Origin of the sequence: Macrococcus capreoli (assembly GCF_025628935.1) — a bacterium.
Lineage (GTDB): Bacteria > Bacillota > Bacilli > Staphylococcales > Staphylococcaceae > Macrococcoides > Macrococcoides capreoli.
Map to the genome: position 1 here is coordinate 1 of NZ_JAOTIS010000015.1, position 19,981 is coordinate 19,981.

At 33.5% G+C, this 19,981-nt stretch carries 19 protein-coding genes; 6 read left to right on the forward strand and 13 right to left on the reverse strand.

The features are described 5' to 3' along the window. Nucleotides 1–88: 88 nt before the first annotated feature. Nucleotides 89–616 (forward strand): hypothetical protein, encoded by a 528-nt coding sequence (locus OCL94_RS10835; RefSeq protein ID WP_262996940.1) that lies wholly within the window; start codon nucleotides 89–91, stop codon nucleotides 614–616. 54 nt (nucleotides 617–670) lie between these two features. Here the strand turns inward: OCL94_RS10835 and OCL94_RS10840 are convergent, their stop codons facing one another. Both OCL94_RS10840 and OCL94_RS10845 read right to left on the reverse strand, forming a co-directional pair. Then, nucleotides 671–1,255, reverse strand: coding sequence for a DUF1349 domain-containing protein (locus tag OCL94_RS10840; RefSeq protein ID WP_262996941.1), 585 nt, complete (start codon nucleotides 1,253–1,255; stop codon nucleotides 671–673). Between the two features lie 45 nt (nucleotides 1,256–1,300). Continuing rightward, on the reverse strand, nucleotides 1,301–1,876 hold the full coding sequence (locus tag OCL94_RS10845; RefSeq protein ID WP_262996942.1) for a TetR/AcrR family transcriptional regulator: 576 nt from the start codon (nucleotides 1,874–1,876) through the stop codon (nucleotides 1,301–1,303). Nucleotides 1,877–2,035: 159 nt separating this feature from the next. Here OCL94_RS10845 and OCL94_RS10850 point away from each other — a divergent pair, with 159 nt between their 5' ends. Continuing rightward, nucleotides 2,036–3,712, forward strand: a complete 1,677-nt coding sequence (locus OCL94_RS10850) for a CocE/NonD family hydrolase (protein WP_262996943.1) — start codon at nucleotides 2,036–2,038, stop codon at nucleotides 3,710–3,712. A gap of 57 nt (nucleotides 3,713–3,769) precedes the next feature. Here the strand turns inward: OCL94_RS10850 and OCL94_RS10855 are convergent, their stop codons facing one another. The 9 genes from OCL94_RS10855 to OCL94_RS10895 form a co-directional block, all read right to left on the reverse strand. Beyond that, the gene (locus OCL94_RS10855; RefSeq protein WP_262996944.1) at nucleotides 3,770–3,961 is read right to left on the reverse strand and encodes a hypothetical protein; all 192 of its coding nucleotides are present in this window, start codon (nucleotides 3,959–3,961) and stop codon (nucleotides 3,770–3,772) included. A 13-nt stretch (nucleotides 3,962–3,974) separates the two neighbouring features. Continuing rightward, nucleotides 3,975–4,682, reverse strand: coding sequence for a phosphatase PAP2 family protein (locus OCL94_RS10860; RefSeq protein ID WP_262996945.1), 708 nt, complete (start codon nucleotides 4,680–4,682; stop codon nucleotides 3,975–3,977). A 24-nt stretch (nucleotides 4,683–4,706) separates the two neighbouring features. Beyond that, nucleotides 4,707–5,894, reverse strand: coding sequence for a COG4705 family protein (locus OCL94_RS10865; protein ID WP_262996946.1), 1,188 nt, complete (start codon nucleotides 5,892–5,894; stop codon nucleotides 4,707–4,709). An 80-nt stretch (nucleotides 5,895–5,974) separates the two neighbouring features. Then, the gene (locus tag OCL94_RS10870; protein WP_262996947.1) at nucleotides 5,975–7,114 is read right to left on the reverse strand and encodes a sensor histidine kinase; all 1,140 of its coding nucleotides are present in this window, start codon (nucleotides 7,112–7,114) and stop codon (nucleotides 5,975–5,977) included. Further along, nucleotides 7,111–7,779, reverse strand: a complete 669-nt coding sequence (locus OCL94_RS10875) for a response regulator transcription factor (RefSeq protein WP_262996948.1) — start codon at nucleotides 7,777–7,779, stop codon at nucleotides 7,111–7,113. The genes OCL94_RS10870 and OCL94_RS10875 overlap by 4 nt, the downstream gene beginning before the upstream one ends. Nucleotides 7,780–7,844: 65 nt before the next feature. Then, on the reverse strand, nucleotides 7,845–9,602 hold the full coding sequence (locus tag OCL94_RS10880) for an ABC transporter ATP-binding protein (RefSeq protein WP_262996949.1): 1,758 nt from the start codon (nucleotides 9,600–9,602) through the stop codon (nucleotides 7,845–7,847). Beyond that, the gene (locus tag OCL94_RS10885; RefSeq protein ID WP_262996950.1) at nucleotides 9,586–10,176 is read right to left on the reverse strand and encodes a MarR family winged helix-turn-helix transcriptional regulator; all 591 of its coding nucleotides are present in this window, start codon (nucleotides 10,174–10,176) and stop codon (nucleotides 9,586–9,588) included. Before OCL94_RS10885 ends, OCL94_RS10880 begins: the two co-directional genes overlap by 17 nt. Nucleotides 10,177–10,314: 138 nt before the next feature. Next, nucleotides 10,315–10,656: a hypothetical protein gene (locus tag OCL94_RS10890; RefSeq protein WP_262996951.1), complete on the reverse strand. Its 342-nt coding sequence runs from the start codon at nucleotides 10,654–10,656 to the stop codon at nucleotides 10,315–10,317. 70 nt (nucleotides 10,657–10,726) lie between these two features. Then, nucleotides 10,727–11,173 (reverse strand): MarR family winged helix-turn-helix transcriptional regulator, encoded by a 447-nt coding sequence (locus OCL94_RS10895; RefSeq protein WP_262996952.1) that lies wholly within the window; start codon nucleotides 11,171–11,173, stop codon nucleotides 10,727–10,729. Between the two features lie 140 nt (nucleotides 11,174–11,313). Here OCL94_RS10895 and OCL94_RS10900 point away from each other — a divergent pair, with 140 nt between their 5' ends. The 3 genes from OCL94_RS10900 (at nucleotide 11,314) to OCL94_RS10910 (ending at nucleotide 15,646) form a co-directional block, all read left to right on the forward strand. Further along, the gene (locus tag OCL94_RS10900) at nucleotides 11,314–11,742 is read left to right on the forward strand and encodes an organic hydroperoxide resistance protein (protein WP_262996953.1); all 429 of its coding nucleotides are present in this window, start codon (nucleotides 11,314–11,316) and stop codon (nucleotides 11,740–11,742) included. A 407-nt stretch (nucleotides 11,743–12,149) separates the two neighbouring features. Then, nucleotides 12,150–14,771, forward strand: a complete 2,622-nt coding sequence (gene adhE / locus OCL94_RS10905; protein ID WP_317618561.1) for a bifunctional acetaldehyde-CoA/alcohol dehydrogenase — start codon at nucleotides 12,150–12,152, stop codon at nucleotides 14,769–14,771. A gap of 164 nt (nucleotides 14,772–14,935) precedes the next feature. Next, a complete protein-coding gene (locus tag OCL94_RS10910; RefSeq protein ID WP_262996954.1) occupies nucleotides 14,936–15,646 on the forward strand; it encodes a M15 family metallopeptidase in 711 nt (236 codons plus the stop codon). A gap of 100 nt (nucleotides 15,647–15,746) precedes the next feature. Here OCL94_RS10910 and OCL94_RS10915 read toward each other — a convergent pair whose 3' ends face one another. Together OCL94_RS10915 and OCL94_RS10920 are read right to left on the reverse strand one after the other, a co-directional pair. Beyond that, the gene (locus OCL94_RS10915; RefSeq protein WP_262996955.1) at nucleotides 15,747–16,625 is read right to left on the reverse strand and encodes an SDR family oxidoreductase; all 879 of its coding nucleotides are present in this window, start codon (nucleotides 16,623–16,625) and stop codon (nucleotides 15,747–15,749) included. A 107-nt stretch (nucleotides 16,626–16,732) separates the two neighbouring features. Further along, nucleotides 16,733–17,926 carry an NAD(P)/FAD-dependent oxidoreductase gene (locus OCL94_RS10920; RefSeq protein ID WP_262996956.1) on the reverse strand — a complete coding sequence of 398 codons (1,194 nt, stop codon included), beginning with the start codon at nucleotides 17,924–17,926 and terminating at the stop codon, nucleotides 16,733–16,735. A gap of 306 nt (nucleotides 17,927–18,232) precedes the next feature. Here OCL94_RS10920 and OCL94_RS10925 point away from each other — a divergent pair, with 306 nt between their 5' ends. Further along, nucleotides 18,233–19,681, forward strand: a complete 1,449-nt coding sequence (locus tag OCL94_RS10925) for a YhgE/Pip family protein (protein WP_262996957.1) — start codon at nucleotides 18,233–18,235, stop codon at nucleotides 19,679–19,681. Nucleotides 19,682–19,981 lie beyond the last annotated feature (300 nt).

A 19,981-nucleotide genomic window follows, 5' to 3' on the forward strand; every position in this document is an offset into this window, starting at 1 on the left:
GTAATAACAATATGTTATTATTTGAAGTATTAGTAATTAAGCTATATCATGATGGCGTAAGCATAATATCCTTAAGGAGTGAACATACATGTTCTTATTAAAATTTACAAGTGAACATCACATTAAAAACATCGGTATATTCGACAGTGAAGAAAAGTTAATTCAATGGGTAGAAGCTTTACCTTTCATTACAAAGATTGATGACTATGATTATGAAATACAGTACAAAGATTTCCCACCGTACTATGAACATACTGTAGGAGATGTAACATACCCATTAACAAACCTTACATTTTTAGGTGATATTGAAATCGACTGGGAAGAGATTCCGGATATGACAAAACCGGGACTTGCTGATGGTGTAACTTTAGTAGATAACTATCACTTCGAAAATCACGAATTAAAGCAATACATTGAAGACCGTGAAAATTTATTTAATGAATTAAAAACTTACTTTACTGAGAAAAACTTAGCATATACTGTATCTGGTACAGGTTCTGAAGATGGCACTTACTTCTCAGTAGAAGATCATTTCTTCGCACACCTTGATCCTAGCACAGTTGAAGAACGTAAAAACTATGACTCTATTGAAGCTTTTGTAGAAGCGTACAACTAAATACACAATAAGCGCCCTATCCCTGATAATAATTATAGTGATAAGGCGCTTTATTTATTTATGGGCTTCCCACTGACAAGGCCCGATATTCATTTCAGTAAATACCGCTTCAAATGAAGAATCTTCAGGAGAACATGCATAGATACCAAACTTAATAGTACCTTCTCCATGGTTAAGATGCGCAATTCTCATTTGTTTATAAGTAACGCCATCTTCTGAATACTCGATACAGTAATCACTTTCGCGACGGCTCAAGCGATACCACATAGATTTGATAGCACTATCAATATCAAACGATGCCCAGTCTGAATAACCATCATTCGTAACCACGCTACCTAATCGTTGAAATGACTCATTCTCATACTCAATAGAAGCTTTCAACCAATTATCGCTATTCAGATATATAACAATACCGCACTGATCAAAGCGACGTTTCGTATCAAAGGATGTTTTTACTGTAAATGAAAAGTATTCTTCATCCGTTGTCATTTGAAGTACGGGTGCATTGTCATTTTGGAAGCCATAATAAGTGCGTTGCCATAGATCTGTGTTAGGCACTGTCGTAATTTGTATACATTCATCTGTTATCTCGTAAACTTTAGGAGCTCTTGTCCATTCTAAATTATTAAAAGTCGTCATTATTATCTCCTTATTTCCTATTACACACATTTTCGTCCGTTTTTATCACTCTATTTCCTCGGCAATAATCTGTGCAGGACCTTGTGTCACAATTTTATAAAAGTGTTCGATTAAATCTTCACTTGATATCTTATTAGTATCTAATATCCAATATTTAATCAAAGCAATACCTGCTCCTGTAATATAGCTCATAAAGTAATCAAAAGGTATACCACCGATAGTTTCTTTGCGCTTCATAAATTTATTTAAATGTTCATTCAATAATAAATAGAGTTTTCTCTCAATACCACTATCTTTATCAAGCATAAACATCATTTTGTAAAACGTCATGTCTTCATCGATATGATTGATTAACGATTTCATCACATCATAAACAGTATATGCGTTAGAACGATCTACATCTTCTATTTCATTTCGAATCTTATCAATATACTCATCTTCTAGTTTATCCAGTAAATCAAATTTATCTAAATAATGTGCATAAAACGTACTTCGATTCACATCAGCTAAATCCGATATACCTTGCACAGTAATCGATTCAAAACTTTGCTTATCCAATAAAGCAATAAATGCTTCTTTTATTACCTTTTGTGATTTACTTACTCTTCGATCTTGTTTCATTTATAATACACCTCTATTTAAATCACTTTTAGTTATTTATACCACAATTTTAGTTAATGTGTTGGAAAACCGCCAACCTTAAGTGTATTGATGATTGTAGCTATCTCTAAACGGGGCTAGTATAGGTGTATATTCAAAACACGAAAGGAAATGATTATTATGAACAACACATTAATGGGCAATCCAAAATTAACAGTAACAGACAAAGACACACTAAAAACAGGGATTAATCATATTGTAGTAGATAGCGTACAATATGGATACCAAGAAATGATTATGGAAAAAGACGTAGAAGTAACAATGCAGGATGGTGAAATTCTATACGTAAATGTCTTCCGACCAAACAAACCTGGCAAATTCCCAGTTGTTATGTCAGCAGATACTTACGGTAAAGATAACAAACCAAAAATTACTAATATGGGGCCAATGTGGCCAACACTTGGACCAATTCCAACATCAAGTTTCACTCCTGAGGAATCTCCTGATCCAGGTTTCTGGGTACCAAACGATTATGTTATCGTGAAAGTAGGTTTACGTGGTAGTTCAAAATCTTTAGGTGCATTAAAACCTTGGGGATTAGATGAAGCGAGAGATTATGCACAAGTAATTGAGTGGGCAGGTACACAAGAATGGAGTAATGGCAAGGTAGGAACGAATGGCGTTTCTTATTTAGCTGTAACACAATGGTGGGTTGCTTCATTACAACCAAAACATTTAAAAGCGATGATACCATGGGAAGGTTTAAACGACATGTATCGCGAGGTAGCGTTTCACGGTGGCATTCCTGACACTGGTTTCTTTAGATTCTGGTATCAAGGATTAGTTACAAGATGGCCAGACAATAAACAAATAGAAAATTTAGTTGAACTTCAAAATAATCATACATTGCTTGATGATTATTGGAGAGGTAAGCAAGCTAACTTAAAAGACATCCAGGTTCCTATTCTTGCTTGTGCAAGTTGGTCAACACAAGGTCTTCATAATCGTGGTAGTTTCGAAGGATTTAAACAAGCAGGGTCAAAACAAAAATGGTTATACATTCATGGTCGTAAAGAGTGGGAAACATACTACACGCGTGAAGCATTAGAAATGCAAAAAGCATTCTTTGACCACTTCTTAAAAGATATAGATAACGATTGGGAAGAAACACCAACTGTTACATATGAATTAAGAGATAAATTCTATAAAGGTACACGTAAAACTGCCACTAGCTGGCCATTACCAGATACAAAAGCAACACCTTATTATTTAGATGCGAAAACATTAAAAATGACAGATACTCTTAGTGATGAACAGGAAAGTATTTCATATGATACATCATCTGAAAACGATGAAGTACGATTCACAAAAGTATTTGAACAAGATACTGAACTTACTGGTAATATGAAGTTAAAATTATGGGTATCCGCAGATAATGAAGATATGGATTTATTTGCTGGCATTAAGAAATTAGATAAAAATGGTAACGAATTGTACTTCCCTGACTTCAACCATATTGAAAATGGTCAAGTTGCGACAGGTTGGTTACGTGTATCACATCGTGAACTAGACGAAACTAAATCAACACCATTACAACCATGGCATAAACACGAACGTCAACTTAAACTTTCACCTAGTGAAATTGTAGCTGTTGAAATTGAATTATTACCATCTGGTACATTCTTTAAAGCTGGCGAAAGCATTCAAGTCGTTGTGAAAGCTAGTGAGATTGTTAAAGGTAACAGTTCATTCGGCCTTAAAACAAGATACGAACATGCAGAAACAATTAATAGTGGCAAACATACAATTTACACAGGTGGACAATATGATAGTCATTTATTAGTTCCTTTAATTTAGATAAAACAATAGCCTCAAGTTGAATAAATCAACTAGGGGCTATTGTTTCTTTAAAAATCAGCTCTCCTTTCCATTCATATTCTGCATTGCTTTCATTGGATCATTCAAAGTAATCATCGCAATCATTTGTGCAATCGTCTCAGGTGATTCCTGTCTACCATTGTTGTAATACTCCAATATTAGCAAATGTAATGCATAATCTCCTTGTTTAACAAGTAATATATGAAACAATAATGTGTGCAGGTTCATCAGTAACAATTTTTTATTTCATTAAATTTAACTTTTTATTATTTTTTATCATTTTATTTCCAACCGGTTCAAATATTTTCTCATACATCACCATACAGAACATTATCCAGAACACACTGAAAGCAACACCACCGATAACATCTGTTAAAAAGTGTGCATGAAAGTACAGTCTGCTTATTAAAATACTCCACCAACATATAAGTACTAAAACATTTGCAAAAAATTGTTGAGATAACTTCTGCAACCTTGGAATTAAGATAATTAATACTATCAAAGCAAACAAGGTACTTGAAAGCGAATGTCCACTGGGAAATGAAAATCCTGTATCCTGTAAAAGATGATCATACGGTCTCGGTCTATTAAACAACTTTTTTAAAAAGATTCCTAATATTCCACCTGAGGCTACTACGGTAATTAACCATATACTGAAGATGTAATAATGTTTACGAATAAAGTAAACTGCAGTTACTAATGTCATAACAACTACAGACAATACATCAAAATATTTTGCAAAAATCGTAAAATAACTCGTTATAAATCCACCTGAAAAATTCATTTGTGGTTCTCCAAAATGCGTCATCCACCAATTAAATGTTGATAAATCCATTTGATGTACCCATTTTATCTTTAATTCTAACCCTAAGGATATAAATAAAAATATACTTAAGAAAAATACTGAAATTATAATGATATACCTTTTTGAATAACGATAATCTGTCATGAAACAATCTCCTCCATATAATTTTTAATTAAGCGAATGGATTACATCTTGAGATTGCTTCACTGCATTTGCAATTTTTGCTGTACTTGACTGGCTATCTCTCGCTGCTGATAATACACCATCGATTGTAACATCCACTTGTGTCCATTGCTTACTATCTAAAGATCTGAGTTTCGGTTCTTGTTTATCCCAATCACGCTCTAATTGATCTGCTTTTTTATTTACAAGTTTAAAATCTTGTTTTTTCGCAGCATCATTTATAGCCAATTCTATCGTTGCAAATTGCTTCATTTCAGATTTGAAACTTACTTTATGATTGGCTTGATGAATACTGTGCATTCTCACAGTGTAACCACCAACACCTAATGCTAACGATACAGCAAGTACAATTATGGTCTGAAATAAAACACGTTTTTGTTGCTGAGAATTAATAGTTATCGTTGCTATATTTGTTGACTCTACTCTATCAATTTTTGAAGTAGCTAAATAGATGATGATACCCAAAATGGCTACTAAGAAAATAATACTTGTTATTGTCGTACCAAAGCCTAAACCGCCGTTTGTCTTCGGTTGAGATAATAAATCCCCTAGCGATGCACCTAGTGGACGAGTCAAAATGTATGCCATCCAAAATGCTAATATACTATTTAATTTAAAATATTTATATGCTATATAAATGGCTGCGATAATTAACGTAACACCGATACCTGTATATAAATATCCCAAGCCTAATTGTTCAGAATATAAATCTCCAACTGCAGTTCCTAATGCAAAAGTGAAAAGAATTGTTAACCAATAAAATATTTCTCTTTTTAATGTAAAGACTGAATGAATTGATAATGTTTTCTCACTGATATACCATAATAAAAATGTTAATCCTAATAATATTAAAAATACAATTGTACTAACTTCTAATGGAACACTTAGATTATCGGTTAAATTATCTGTCACTAACGTTCCGAATACACTTAGTAATACAACTGTTATCCAATAAATTAAAGGACGATAGCGGTTCGTCTTAAATTGAAATATTAAGGCTATTATTAAAGCGATACCCATAATCAAAGTTGTAACAGTTAAACCTAAACCGATATTAAAATTTATAAAGTCTGCAAATGTTTCTCCAACTGTCGTACATAAAATTTTAATAACCCAAAAAAATACTGTAATCTGAGGAACTTTATTCATCATTTTTTTCGTTTTTGTATCCATTGTTTTCATCTCCATTGTTTATTCGTCGAAATAAATATAACAATAGAAACTGAAACGAAACTGAAAAAAACAATATCAGTCTACAAAGTTAGAATGAATTTGGTTTGTTTATATTGTTCTGACTGTACTTCAATTGTCCCATTATATTGTTTTATAATTAATTTTAGTATATCTAAACCTAAACCTGAACCTTCTATTCCGGTATTCCCTCGGTAATAACGATCAAATATAAACGGGATTTGATCTTGTTGAATACCTATACCGTTATCAATAACTTCCAGAATTAAATGTTGTTCTTTAATCATAGCTTTCACTCTAATGTCTACTAACTGGCAGTTGTGTTTAATAGCGTTATCTAACAGAATAGTCATAATTTGTTTAATGTCATCTTCATTAACAGTGTAGATAATTGATGCATCATAATTTCTCTCAATTTTCATTTGAAATAAGTTTTCGAATTGTTCGATCGTATAATCTAATATCGGAATAATATTAACTGCAACTCTATCTATTTTGGAAGAGATATTTAAAGTTTTAGAGATTAATGATTGTATATACTGAATTTCCTGTTTCATTTTAGATATCGATTGTAAGCTCTTATCTGTAAGATTTGGTTCTAGCGCCTTAATATAATCTATACCAAGTGATACTGAAGCGATTGGCGTCTTCATTTCATGTGTAGTGTTTTGAAGAAATGTTTGATGTGATCGTAACATTTCTTCATACGCTCTTATCGGTTTAATTGCAAGATAATAAGCAGCTCCGACTATAAATAATAGTGTAAACAACATTAGAAATAACATTAAATTATATAATAAATCTTTTGTTTCCTCATAATCGGATACATCAGTAATGCTATATATCGTTTTCTGATCCATTCTATCTTTAATGATATAAAAAATACCAGAAGTTCCTTCATATTTGTAGGATTTACTATTTTTCATTCTTTCTAATATTTTTGAAATTGTGGCGTATGATAATTTTGAATGATTTTCAATATGACCTTTTGATTGGATAATATAATATCTACCTTTATTAATGCTTTCTTTTGATTGTATATCTACCTTCAAATCTTTTAAATTTTGTTCAGAAGTTTCTTTAATCTCAGTATTTACTTGATTATTATAGATAAATATTAAACTACCATATAAAACAAACATAATAGCAGTGAGCAAGAGTGTGTATCGTATGAAAGCATCCCTAAATTGATATGACTTCATTGCATCACTTCCAACTTATATCCCACTCCACGGATGTTTTTTACTTTTACATTGGCATGAACCGCTACCAACTTCTTCTTTAATAATCGTATAAGTGCGTCAATATTATTATCTCCTACTATTTGATCTATGCTCCAAATTTTTTCTAGAATCATTTCGCGTGAAACAATTTGATTTAAAAATAATAATTCTAATAATTGGTATTCTTTTTGTGTTAAATTTATTATAGATTCTTCAATTAAAAATTCATGTTTTATTATATCTAAAGTTATATTGCCAATTGATTTAGTATTATTTCCTAGCGCTTGATATCGTTTTACTACTGATATCATCCTCGCCTCTAGCTCGTCCATATCGAATGGTTTTGTTAAATAATCATCCGCCCCTGTAGTTAATCCTTCAACTTTATCAGATACTTCAGATTTTGCAGTCAGCATAATGACAGGAAGCTGAATATTTTGTGCACGTAACTTTTTAATAACTTCAATACCAGTGGTGGATGGTAACATCCAATCTAGTAATAAAATATCATAACCACCCGTTTGACAATAGAAGTCAACATCGATACCATCTTTTAACCACTCAACATAATATTTTTTTAAAGTTAAAATATCCTTTAGAAATCCACCTAATGTTTCATTATCTTCAATTAATAGGACTTTCATCTCTTCACTGCTCCCCGAGTTATATTAATTTTATTATAAAGAGGATTGACACTTCATCATAGTCCTTAATTCACTATCTGTTCTTTCACATAATCACGGTACAATACATGTGACTCAATCAACTCCTGATGTGTGCCAGAACCAGTAATTGTACCTTGTTCAACAAAGTGAATTTGATCTGCATCCACTATTGTTGATAAACGGTGCGCAATAACTAGTGTTGTACGTCCTTCCATCAATTGATTTAATGCACGTTGGACTTGTTCTTCTGACTGTGAATCTAGTGATGCAGTCGCTTCATCTAACATTAAGATTTGTGGGTCACGTAAGAACGCACGTGCAATCGCTATTCTTTGTTTCTGACCACCTGAAAGCTTCACACCTCTTTCTCCAATTTCAGTATCCAGTTGCTCTGGAAAATCTCTTACAAACGAAGCTGCATACGCTAAAGATAAACCTTGCCATAATTCATCATCTGATAAAATACGGTCTAAACCATACTGTAGATTATCACGAATTGTCCCTGCAAATACCGCACTATCTTGCGAAACAAATCCAATTTGACTTCTCCACGAATGTAATTGCATATCAGCAATATTTGTATCACCAATGTTAATTTGACCCGTCTTTGGATCGTAAAATCTTTCAAGCAAAGAGAAGATTGTTGATTTACCACCACCACTTGGGCCAACAAATGCGACAACTGTATTTTCTTTTGCTTCGAATGAAATATCTTTAAGTATCGGACGATCAGCTTCATATTGGAATGAAACTTTATCAAATTGAATAGTTTTACCTGAAACGTCTTGAGTTAAACCTTGTGTTAATTGTTCTGAAGGCATATCCATCAATTGAACAACGCGTTCTGTTGCACCCATAGCCTTTTGTAATTGCGAGAAGAATATCGCGAAACTTCCAACCGGCATCATAATATTAAATAAATATAATAAGAATGCGACAAACTGGCCGCTTGTTAAACTACCGTCCTGTACGCGAACTGCACCATATCCTAATACAATAACGAATAAGCCAATCATTGCAGTCATCATAATCGGTTGTAATACCGCTTCGACTTTCGCATCTTTAATCCCTAATTTAAAGACATTCATAATTAAATTACGACCTGATTGTTGTTCGAACTGCTCGCCGTTACTCGATTTTATTAAACGGATTTCTGATAATTTCTCACTCGCATCCGCATTAAATGCTGCAGTTGCCGTTTGTAATTCACGACCTATCTTCGACATCATTCTTCCAATCGGCACCATAATTAATCCAATTACAGGGACAGCAAGAAACATTAAACCTGCCATTTTCCAGTCCATAATAAATAAGATAATCATCGAACCAATAAGTTGTATTCCCCCGGCAATAAAGTTAGGAAAGTGGGACGTCATCAATTCTTTAATGACCGTAGTATCATTAACTAATCTTGAACTCGTTTCTCCGGATTTGTGATCGTCATAATATTTTACTGGTAATGTGAGCAAGTGATCCCATAGCTTTTCACGTAATTGTTTAACAGTATGCTCCCCGCTAAAGCGTAATAAATAACTCCCTAATGCACCAAATGCTAATTGCGCTACGAAAGCTAATACAAGTACAAATAATAATGACATGTTCATTTGTGTTAATCTGCTGCCATCGACTAAATTTTTTGTTAGTTGTGGTACGACAAGGGCTGCACCGCTTGTTAATAATGTAAACAGCATCCCTATTGCAAATACTTTTTTCTTTGGGTTCATTGTAGTTACGAATTTAACGAAATCTTTCGTTTTAAAATTACTATTCTGTGTTTGTTCCTGTTTATTTGTCTGTTCCATTATGTGCTCCTCTTCTAAACATGTCTCTTCTTAATGAACGTAACTCTTTAAATGTCAATTCATTCATGTCTTTTCCAGTTTGTTCGAATATTGCTTGTTTAAATTGTTCCATTTTCTCCATTCGTTTACCTGGATTCATAAAACGATTCGTTTGTTGTCTTAATTCATCATTCCAACTTGCCATTACTTTATCTAACAACGTGTTTAAAGATTGCAATTCACTTTCTGTCAATCCTTCAAATAAATTGTCCTGCCTTCCATTGTGCTGTAATAACTGTTCAATATGCGCTCTTCCTGAGGGTGTTAAATAAACACGTTTAATACGTTTATCTTGTGCATCTTCAATACGTGTTACGGCATTTTTCATTTCAAGTTTCTTTACAAGCTCTGCGAGAGAACTTGGTCTTAAATCCAATACTTCTGCTAAATAACTTTGTATTAAACCATCTTCTTTATGCAATACTTCTAATACGCGTTGCTGCCCAGCTGGATGATTTGTTCCTTTGTTTCCAATAATTCTTGTGGCGACGGCAATCTGGTTAATTTTATTAATAAGCATTTCTCTTATTTCCATAATATTTATTCCTCCATAATTAGTTAGGTACCTTATCGATATATCAAATTATAGTTCGGTACCTAACTAATGTCAACAAATAAATTCAAAAAATAAAAGAAGATAGCCTTTTACGGTTACCTTCTCTAATTTCTATTATTAAGCTGTTCCAAGTTCTCTCTTTAAATTATTAAGTACATTATGCGCAAACTGATTACCGTACAATTCAACTTGTCGATCAATTACTGTTGCTTTCACTTCATGTAGCGGCGTTAATTCATTCGTACCAGCAATACCATATAAACTTGAGATGAATTCTAACATATATGCAATCGCTTCACTTTCTTTCAATGTGATTAAATAAGCAATTGCTTCATCGATTAATGCATATGCCTCATCGGGTGATAATCGTTTAATAATTGCATAAAATTTAGTGCTCACGACCTCTTCATCTAAAGCAACATTACCAGCAAATATTTCGTCTAATTGTTCTTTTAACATTTGATACACCTCAATTATTATTTATCATTCATATTATATCACCGTTAGGATATCCTCACTTTAACAAACACTATTTAAATGACACCTTCTGTAACTGATCTATTATTCTATTATTCTCTTCAATCAGTTCCATTGATTTCTCTGGTGTTAACCCTTCTATAGAGGAAAAGCATTTCGCTAAATGACTTTCTATCCTTTGTTGTAACACTCTACCGTCTTCCGTTAATTGTACAATTAACTGACGTTTATCCTTTTCAGGTCGCAGCCTTACAACATAACCTTTCTCTTCTAAACGTTTTAGTAATGGTGTTAACGTGTTACTCGCCAAATCTAATTCTTTTCCTAGTTCATGTAATGTTTGACTTGGCTTGTCCCACAAGCTTACTAATGCCAGATATTGCGTATATGTTACATTGAAATCTTTTAATGATGACTTGTAAAACTGATTAAACAGTCTGTTGACATTATAATACGAAAAACATAATTGCTTTGATAAGTTACTTCCTTTAGTATCCATGAATTACTCCAATCGTTCACGATTTATTCAAAATCAATAACCCCTTATTGTTGACTTAAACCATTATAAAGTTTAATATGATAAATATCAATCGCGCACGATTAATAAAAATCAATTTCAATTTAAAAGGAGTTTTTATCATGGAAAAAGTATTATACGAAACAACTGTCATTAGTAAAGGCGGACGTAACGGTAAAGTATTTAGCGAAGATAACACATTCTATTTAGACATCGAAGCACCAAAAGAATTAGGTGGTAAAGGTACAACAGAATCTAACCCTGAACAATTATTCGCAGCTGGTTATGCCGCTTGTTTCAATAGTGCATTAATGCTGATACTTAAGCAATCAGGTCACAATGATATACATCCAGAGGTAAGAGGCACTGCTATGTTATTAAGCGACAAAACTGATGGCGGAGTTAAATTAGCAGCAGAATTAGAAGTGCGTATTGAAGGACTAGAACAATCCATAGCAGAAGCGTTTGTTGAAAAAGCACATAATTACTGTCCTTATTCAAAGGCACTAAAAAATTCAATTGATATTGAACTATCCGTGATTGGCGACTAATCTTAAATACCTCTCTTTTATGTAACTATACAGATGAAACAAGTTTGTGATTTAAATCACAAACTTGTTTTTTTTGATTTTTTATTCTTCTATTTTATAAAATGAAACGAAATGTAAACGTCATCATTTCAACTATCAATGAAATTTTTTACTTTATTTTATGATAATTTTTTAATTCGTTCACATTTATCTATGTGTCTTATTTTAAAACATATTATTTTACAGTTGCTTGCATACGCTTACACAAATACCCCTGTTTTCCATGATGAACTTCAGACATATTTTATTTTTATTGCCCATCTTTTTTTATGCATACACTTTACCTGTTATATAATCTGTATTATATTATTTGTGAAATGATTCACAATTCAAAAATATAATATTAATTATTTTAGGAGGAAACAACAATGGTAGCAGTATTAGAGAAAAAAGAAACTGAACAAAAAGCGATGGCTCATGAAATCACAGTAAAACAAATGATCGATACTTTAGCCGAAAATGGACAAGTTGCTTTAAGTGTATTAGCAACGAAATCGCAAGAAGAAATCGATCATATTGTTCACGAAATGAGTATGGCAGCAGTAGAACATCATATGCATTTAGCAAAACTTGCCTTTGAAGAAACGGGTCGCGGTGTATATGAAGATAAAGCAATTAAAAACTTATATGCTTCTGAATATATCTGGAACTCAATTAAAGATAACAAAACAGTTGGTGTGATCGGCGAAGATAAACAAAAAGGATTAACATACGTGGCCGAACCTGTCGGTGTATTGTGTGGTGTAACACCTACAACAAACCCAACTTCAACAACAATATTCAAAGCGATGATTGCGATTAAAACAGGTAACCCAATCATCTTCGCATTCCATCCAAGCGCACAAGAATCTTCAAAAGCTGCTGCTCAAGTGGTATTAAATGCAGCGATTAAAGCAGGTGCTCCAGTTCATGCAATTCAATGGATTGAAACACCTTCAGTAGAAGCAACGAAACAATTAATGAACCACGAAAAAATTGCCTTAGTTCTTGCAACAGGTGGTGCAGGTATGGTGAAATCAGCGTATTCAACTGGTAAACCGGCACTTGGTGTTGGTCCAGGTAACGTCCCATCTTATATCGAGAAATCAGCACATATTAAGCGTGCTGTAAACGATGTAATTGCTTCAAAAGCTTTCGATAACGGTATGATTTGTGCATCTGAACAAGCAGTAATTGTAGATAAAGATATCTACGAAGCAGTAAAAGCTGAATTTGCGGCACACCAATGTTATTTCGTTTCAAAAAAAGAATTACCTTTACTTGAAAAAGCTGTAATGAACGAAGATAAATACGCAGTGCGACCAGAAATTGTTGGTGCTTCTGCGATGAAAATTGCTGAACTCGCTGGTATAAAAGTACCTGACGGAACAAAAATTATCATTGCAGAGTTAGATGGTGTAGGAGAAGCTTACCCACTATCTCGTGAAAAATTATCACCTGTGCTCGCAATGGTTAAAGCCGCTTCAACTGAGCAAGCATTAAAATTATGTGACGGCATGTTAAACCTCGGTGGTCTAGGACATACAGCCGTTATCCATACAGAAGATGAACAATTACAAAAAGCATTCGGTTTACGCATGAAAGCTTGCCGTATTTTAGTAAATACACCATCTGCTGCAGGAGGCATCGGAGATATGTATAATGAGTTAATTCCATCTTTAACTTTAGGTTGTGGTTCTCACGGTAAGAACTCTGTTTCTCATAACGTATCTTCTCAAGATTTAATCAATATTAAAACGATTGCCAATCGCCGTAACAACATGCAATGGTTCAAGTTACCACCTAAAATTTATTTCGAACAAAATTCTTTACTTTACCTTGCCGAAATGGAGAAAGTTGAACGTGTGATGCTTGTATGCGACCCTGGTATGGTGGAATTTGGTTACGCAAAATTAGTACAGGAAGTGTTACAAAGAAGAAGTATTCAACCTCAAGTGAAAATCTTTAGTGATGTTGAGCCAAACCCATCTACAAATACAGTTTATAAAGGTTTAGAAATCATTATGGACTTTAAACCAGATACAATTATTGCGCTCGGCGGTGGTTCTGCAATGGATGCTGCTAAAGCAATGTGGATGTTCTTTGAACACCCTGAAACATCATTCTTTGGCGCAAAACAAAAATTCTTAGACATTCGTAAACGTGCCTACAAAATTGGAAAACCTGAAAATGCTAAATTCATCTGTATTCCAACAACTTCAGGCACTGGTTCAGAAGTGACACCATTTGCTGTTATTACAGACAGTGAGACACATGTAAAATATCCATTAGCAGATTATGCATTAACACCTGATGTTGCAATCATTGACCCACAATTTGTAATGAGTGTTCCAAAAAGCGTAACTGCAGATACTGGTATGGACGTATTAACACATGCGATCGAATCTTACGTGTCTATAATGGCATCAGATTATACACGTGGATTAAGTTTACAAGCGATCAAATTAACATTTGAATATTTAAAACAATCTGTAGAAAAAGGCGATAAATTATCAAGAGAAAAAATGCATAACGCTTCTACAATGGCGGGTATGGCATTTGCGAATGCATTCTTAGGCATTACACACTCTATCGCACATAAAATTGGTGGAGAATATGGCATCCCACATGGTCGTACAAATGCCATTTTATTACCACACGTCATTCGATACAATGCGAAAGATCCACAAAAACATGCATTGTTCCCTAAATATGAATTCTTTAGAGCACATACGGATTATGCAGACATTGCGAGATTCTTAGGTTTAAAAGGAGAAACAACAGAAGCGCTTGTAGAAGCATTAGCAACAGCTGTATATGAATTAGGTCAATCTGTTGGTATTGATATGAACTTAAAAGCACAAGGTGTAACAGAAGAAGTACTTGCTTCAACAATTGATAAAATGGCTGAACTTGCATATGAAGATCAATGTACAACAGCAAACCCTAAAGAACCATTAATCAGCGAATTAAAAGGGATCATTCAAACTGCATTTGATTATGAACAATAATTTAAGCATATAACACGTTCAAACCAACTTAAAACACCACTTAAAGCTGCATCTCACTGTTCAACTTTAAGTGGTGTCTTCTTATTATTATCCCTCATAACCTAGTAGCCAAATTTAACAAATCTTATTATAATGTGAGTGAAAATAATAAAAAGGAGCTTATCATGAAAATTTCAACTAAAATCACTGTTGCTAGCCTTATTACTTTAACATCGTTAATGCCTGTACATGACACCCATGCCGCTAAAGTGAATAAAAGTTGTTATATTTCTATTAGCCATAAGTCCGTTTCAAGAATTAATGCTGTCCCTATTGCCAATAAACAATACTTTATGTCAAAGCGTCATAATCCCGGAGCAGACAAAACAATGATTAGTATGTATAAAAAGATGAAAGCTGATGCGAAACGCCAAGGTATTATTTTAGATGTCGTAGGTCAACCTGGTGCATACGGTTATAGATCTTACACTACGCAAAAATATTTATACAATAATTATGTCTATCAATATGGCACTGCTTATGCAAATCGTATATCTGCTAAACCTGGGACAAGCGAACATCAATTAGGATTAGCAATGGATATTAAAGATGGTACAAACTATGGAACATTAACGACTGCTTTTGAATATACGCGCGCATCCAAATATTTACAAAATAATGCACACAAATATGGATTTATTATTCGATACTTAAAAGGAAAAGAGAAAATTACAGGTTTTATGTATGAGCCATGGCATATTCGATATGTAGGTCGTACACATGCAACGCGTATCAAGCAGAATAATGTAACACTTGAAGAATACTTCGGGATACAAGGGAAGAAGCGCTTACCCGCGGGTAAACATAAAGTACGTGGTGTGATTTGTAATTACTAAGTTACTTAAGATATTAAAAGCCTCTAGCATTGTTAGAGGCTTAAACTATTTGTCTAAAAATATGATGCCATTTAACTTATTCATATTTATCTATCAGTAATTAGTTAATTGGTGATCCACCAGTTACACCGTAAACTTGACCGGTAATATAACTTGCATTATCACTTGCAAGTAATACATACACATCAGCAAGCTCAACCGGTTGACCTGCACGTTGTAACGGTTCTTTTTGACCGAATTCGGGAATTTTCTCTTGAGACTGACCACCACTGATTTGTAAAGGTGTCCATATTGGACCAGGTGCAACACTGTTTACTCGAATACCTTTTGGTCCTAGTTGTGCCGCCAAAGACTTTGTCATAGAGATATTACAACTTTTTGTCATCGCATAATCAACAAGTTGCTGACTTGGTTTCACACCTTGAATTGAACTTGTAATGATAATGCTTGAGCCCGGCTGTAAATATTTCAAAGCTTGCTGAATTGAGAATACATTAGAGAATACATTCACTTCAAATGTGTCACGTAATTGCGCTTCATCCAAATTTTCAATATCATATTCAAATTGTTGCATTCCTGCATTTAGCACTAATATATCTAAACCACCTAAAGCCTCACAAGCTTTTATAACTACATCTTTTGCGAACTGCTTATCACGCAAATCTCCAGGGATTAAGATACATTTCTGACCTACTGATTCAATAATCTGCTTTACCTCTTCAGCATCAGATTGCTCTTCAGGATGATAGTTAATGGCTACATCGGCACCTTCTTTACCATAAGCAATTGCTGCAGCACGGCCAATACCAGAGTCTCCACCTGTGACAAGCGCTTTCTTACCTACTAATTTCTCTGCACCTTTGTAGCTCTCTTCGCCACAGTCTGGAACAGGCTTCATCTTACTTTGAATACCAGGGTACTCTTGAGGCTGTTTCTCAAACTTATCATTAAAATGCTTTGTTAATGGATTTGTAATCATAAATATTCCTCCTAAAAGCGTAGTACTTTATAAATACCCAATATTTATAAATTTAAATAATATTAAATTCATAAACAAATGCCCTAATACCATATTATATGCATAAATTATCGCTTCACCTTAAATAGTTCAGACAATGGATTGTATTTACCCTCTATCATATCCAAAAGTAACTTGCTGCCAAAAGAAGAGTAAACAGTACCGTTCCCACCATAGCCATATAGCCCGTATATTTCTGCATCTCCCTCTAACCTTCCAATAAATGGTTTACCATCTTTCGTTTCCCCAAATCTTGCTCCATATGCATATTCAATAGTTAGTTCAAGTTCTGGATAAAGCTTATTAAATGCTTTAATCAAACGTTTGCCTTGTTTTTGTATATGTTTTTCATCGGGGATTTTATCTGTCTTCTCATCTAACCCCCCAATCAAAACTCTATTTCCCGGGACATGTCGAATATAAAGGTAAGGCCTTGCTGATTCCCAAATCATCGCTTTATCTTTCCAGAATTGGTTCTCATGAATCGGTTCTGTCACAACAGCATAACTTGCGACAAACTCTTCACGATTAATATAACGTCTTGTTATTTTATTTTTGGCATAACCTGTTGTCATAACCAGTTTATCTGTTGTAACTGTTTGATTGTTAAATTGGCATCCAACATTTTTATTTCCAGCTTTATATTTTATAAGTTCAGTATGCTCCAGCACATCAAGATGGAAATGATCATGTGCATATTTTACAATTTCATTTACAAATACATACGGATTAATTTCAGCATCTTCATGTGTGATTAATGCATTATACTTATCAATTCCATAATCTTCTTTCAATTGTTCTTGCTTAACATAATCAACAGGGAAATCAAAATATCTTAATGCTTCATATTCATCTTTAATCGTCTTCTTATCACGCTTTGTAGATGCTATAAATAAACTATCACGTTTTATAAAGTTGACACGTGCATCAAGTTTATGAGATAACTGCTCGATATCTTCTAGACCTTCTTTACTTGCTTTATAGAAATGATAAGCTTCAAGAGCTCCGAAATCTTTAACACATTCATGTAATAATTTATCACTCATATATTGCATTAAACCTGTATTCGCTGCACTACTTGCACCACCAATTTCAGCTTTATCGACTAGCAATGTATGATAACCCGCTTCTGCTACACGATATGCAGTTAACGCCCCACTCATTCCACCGCCGATAACCACAACATCATAATGCATATCTATTTCATCTTTATACGTTTTCTTCAAATACGTTTCCGGCCAATATAACTTCCCATTATGCATGACAGCACCCCTGTTTATTAATTTTTATTAGTCCTCATCTAACGTTTTGCTTTTCACCATACCCGTTTTATGCATTTGTAAGCTTTAATTCATATTTATATCATTTAAATACTTATTATATTTGCTATTTCCATTTAACATTGCATATGATTAAACCATAAAGTTAATGCATTTTGAATATTAAAAACTTGTAATGTAATTTTACCTATACTATACTAGTAAAATGTAAAAATAGAGTTACACATAATAAAGACTTATCAAAATGCCATTTTACTTTTTTAATATAACAAAAAGGAGGAAATTAATTTGTTCAAAGACTTTAAAGCATTACTTAGACACCCAGTATTATTCGCTTCACTTATTGTTATATTATTTTTACCCATAATTTATAGTGCAGTCTTTATTTATTCAATGTGGGATCCTTATGGACAAACAAAAGATCTCCCTATCGCTATTGTCAACAATGATAAAGGGGCCAAAATTCAAGGTAAAGATGAAAACCTAGGCGATCGTGTTACCGAAAAACTTAAGAAAAATGATGATTTCAAATGGGAATTCGTTGATTCAAAGAAAGCTAAAAGTGGTATTGAGAAAGGGACCTATTTTGCGGTGATAGAATTCCCTCAAGACTTCTCAGATGATGCTGCAACAATGCTTAACCCAGAACCAAGACAAATGGAAATGCATGTGAAAACTAACCCTGGATATAGTTATTCTGGTCAAAGTATCGGGGATAAAAGTATTCAGGCTGTTAAAGAAAATATTTCATTATCGCTACGCGAGTTGTATATGAAGAAAATATTCGGAAATATAAAAAATATGCGTAGCCATTCAGAAGAGCTATCTGTTAATCTAAAAAAAATGCAGCAGGCTGAAGTTAAATTAGCAAATGGATCAAAACAAGTTGATGGGGGACTAATTCAAACACAATCAATGATGCCACCGTTACAAAACAGTCAATTTTCTCAATTGATTGCAGGATCCAATCAAATTACAGCTGGTTTAAATGAACTTGCAACAAATACCAATACCATTACGCAAGCAATTGATAAGTCACTTAAACAAACAGACAATTTGTCTTTCGATGAAGATAATGCGATTACCATTAGTGATCCTGTACACACTGTTCAACATAATGTTACAGAAGTTAAGAACTATGGACAAAGCTTTGCACCATATGTTCTAAGTTTAAGTCTGTATGTCGGTGCCATTGCATTCGTTACGATTTACCCAGTTGATAAAAGGGTTGGAGAATCTAGAAGTGCTGCAAACTGGTGGCTTAACAAACTAGGTTTAATGATTACACATGGTTTACTTCAAGGGTTGTTACTCTCATTGTTCACGCAATACATTATTGATATTAAAATTGCAGACTTTGGATTTTTCACTTTAACGTTAGTCGTATGGTCGATTACTGCTGTTCTCCTTGTTTCATTCTTAGTTGCCGCATTTGGTAACATCGGAAAGTTTCTAGCCATTATCTTATTAATATTACAACTTGGTTCAAGTGAAGGCACATTTCCAATACAATTAACAAATCACTTCTTCCAAAGTTTACATTGGTTCTCACCTATGACTTATGTCATTAAAGCATTAAGAGAATCCATATTCGATTTTGAAGGTAGCATTCCAATTAATGAAGCGATTATCATTGTTGCGATGGTTGGACTAGTCGCAGGATGTTTACTTTATGTTGCTTACTTAGGTCGATTAAACATTAAGAACTTAAGACTTAATACGCGCGATTTAGATTAAATAAGTTAATTAGTTAGCTATATAGATAGAATCGTAAAAGCTATTCAAATACTTCAAAAGTAATATGCAATTCCTACAAAAAAACATCCCCTTAAATCATAAAGAAAATTTAAGGGGATGTTCTTATGTTATTTTATGGCTTAACGCGAGAACGTTAGCCTATGAGATAAAAGTATAAAGAAAGTTAGATAAAAATAGTGCGTTAGAAAGTGAGTTAGTTTTAAAAGTAGGTTATAAATTAACCTGCAAATTTAGTGATTGTTTCAGCGATTAAAGTAACGAATTTAACAATTGTATCGA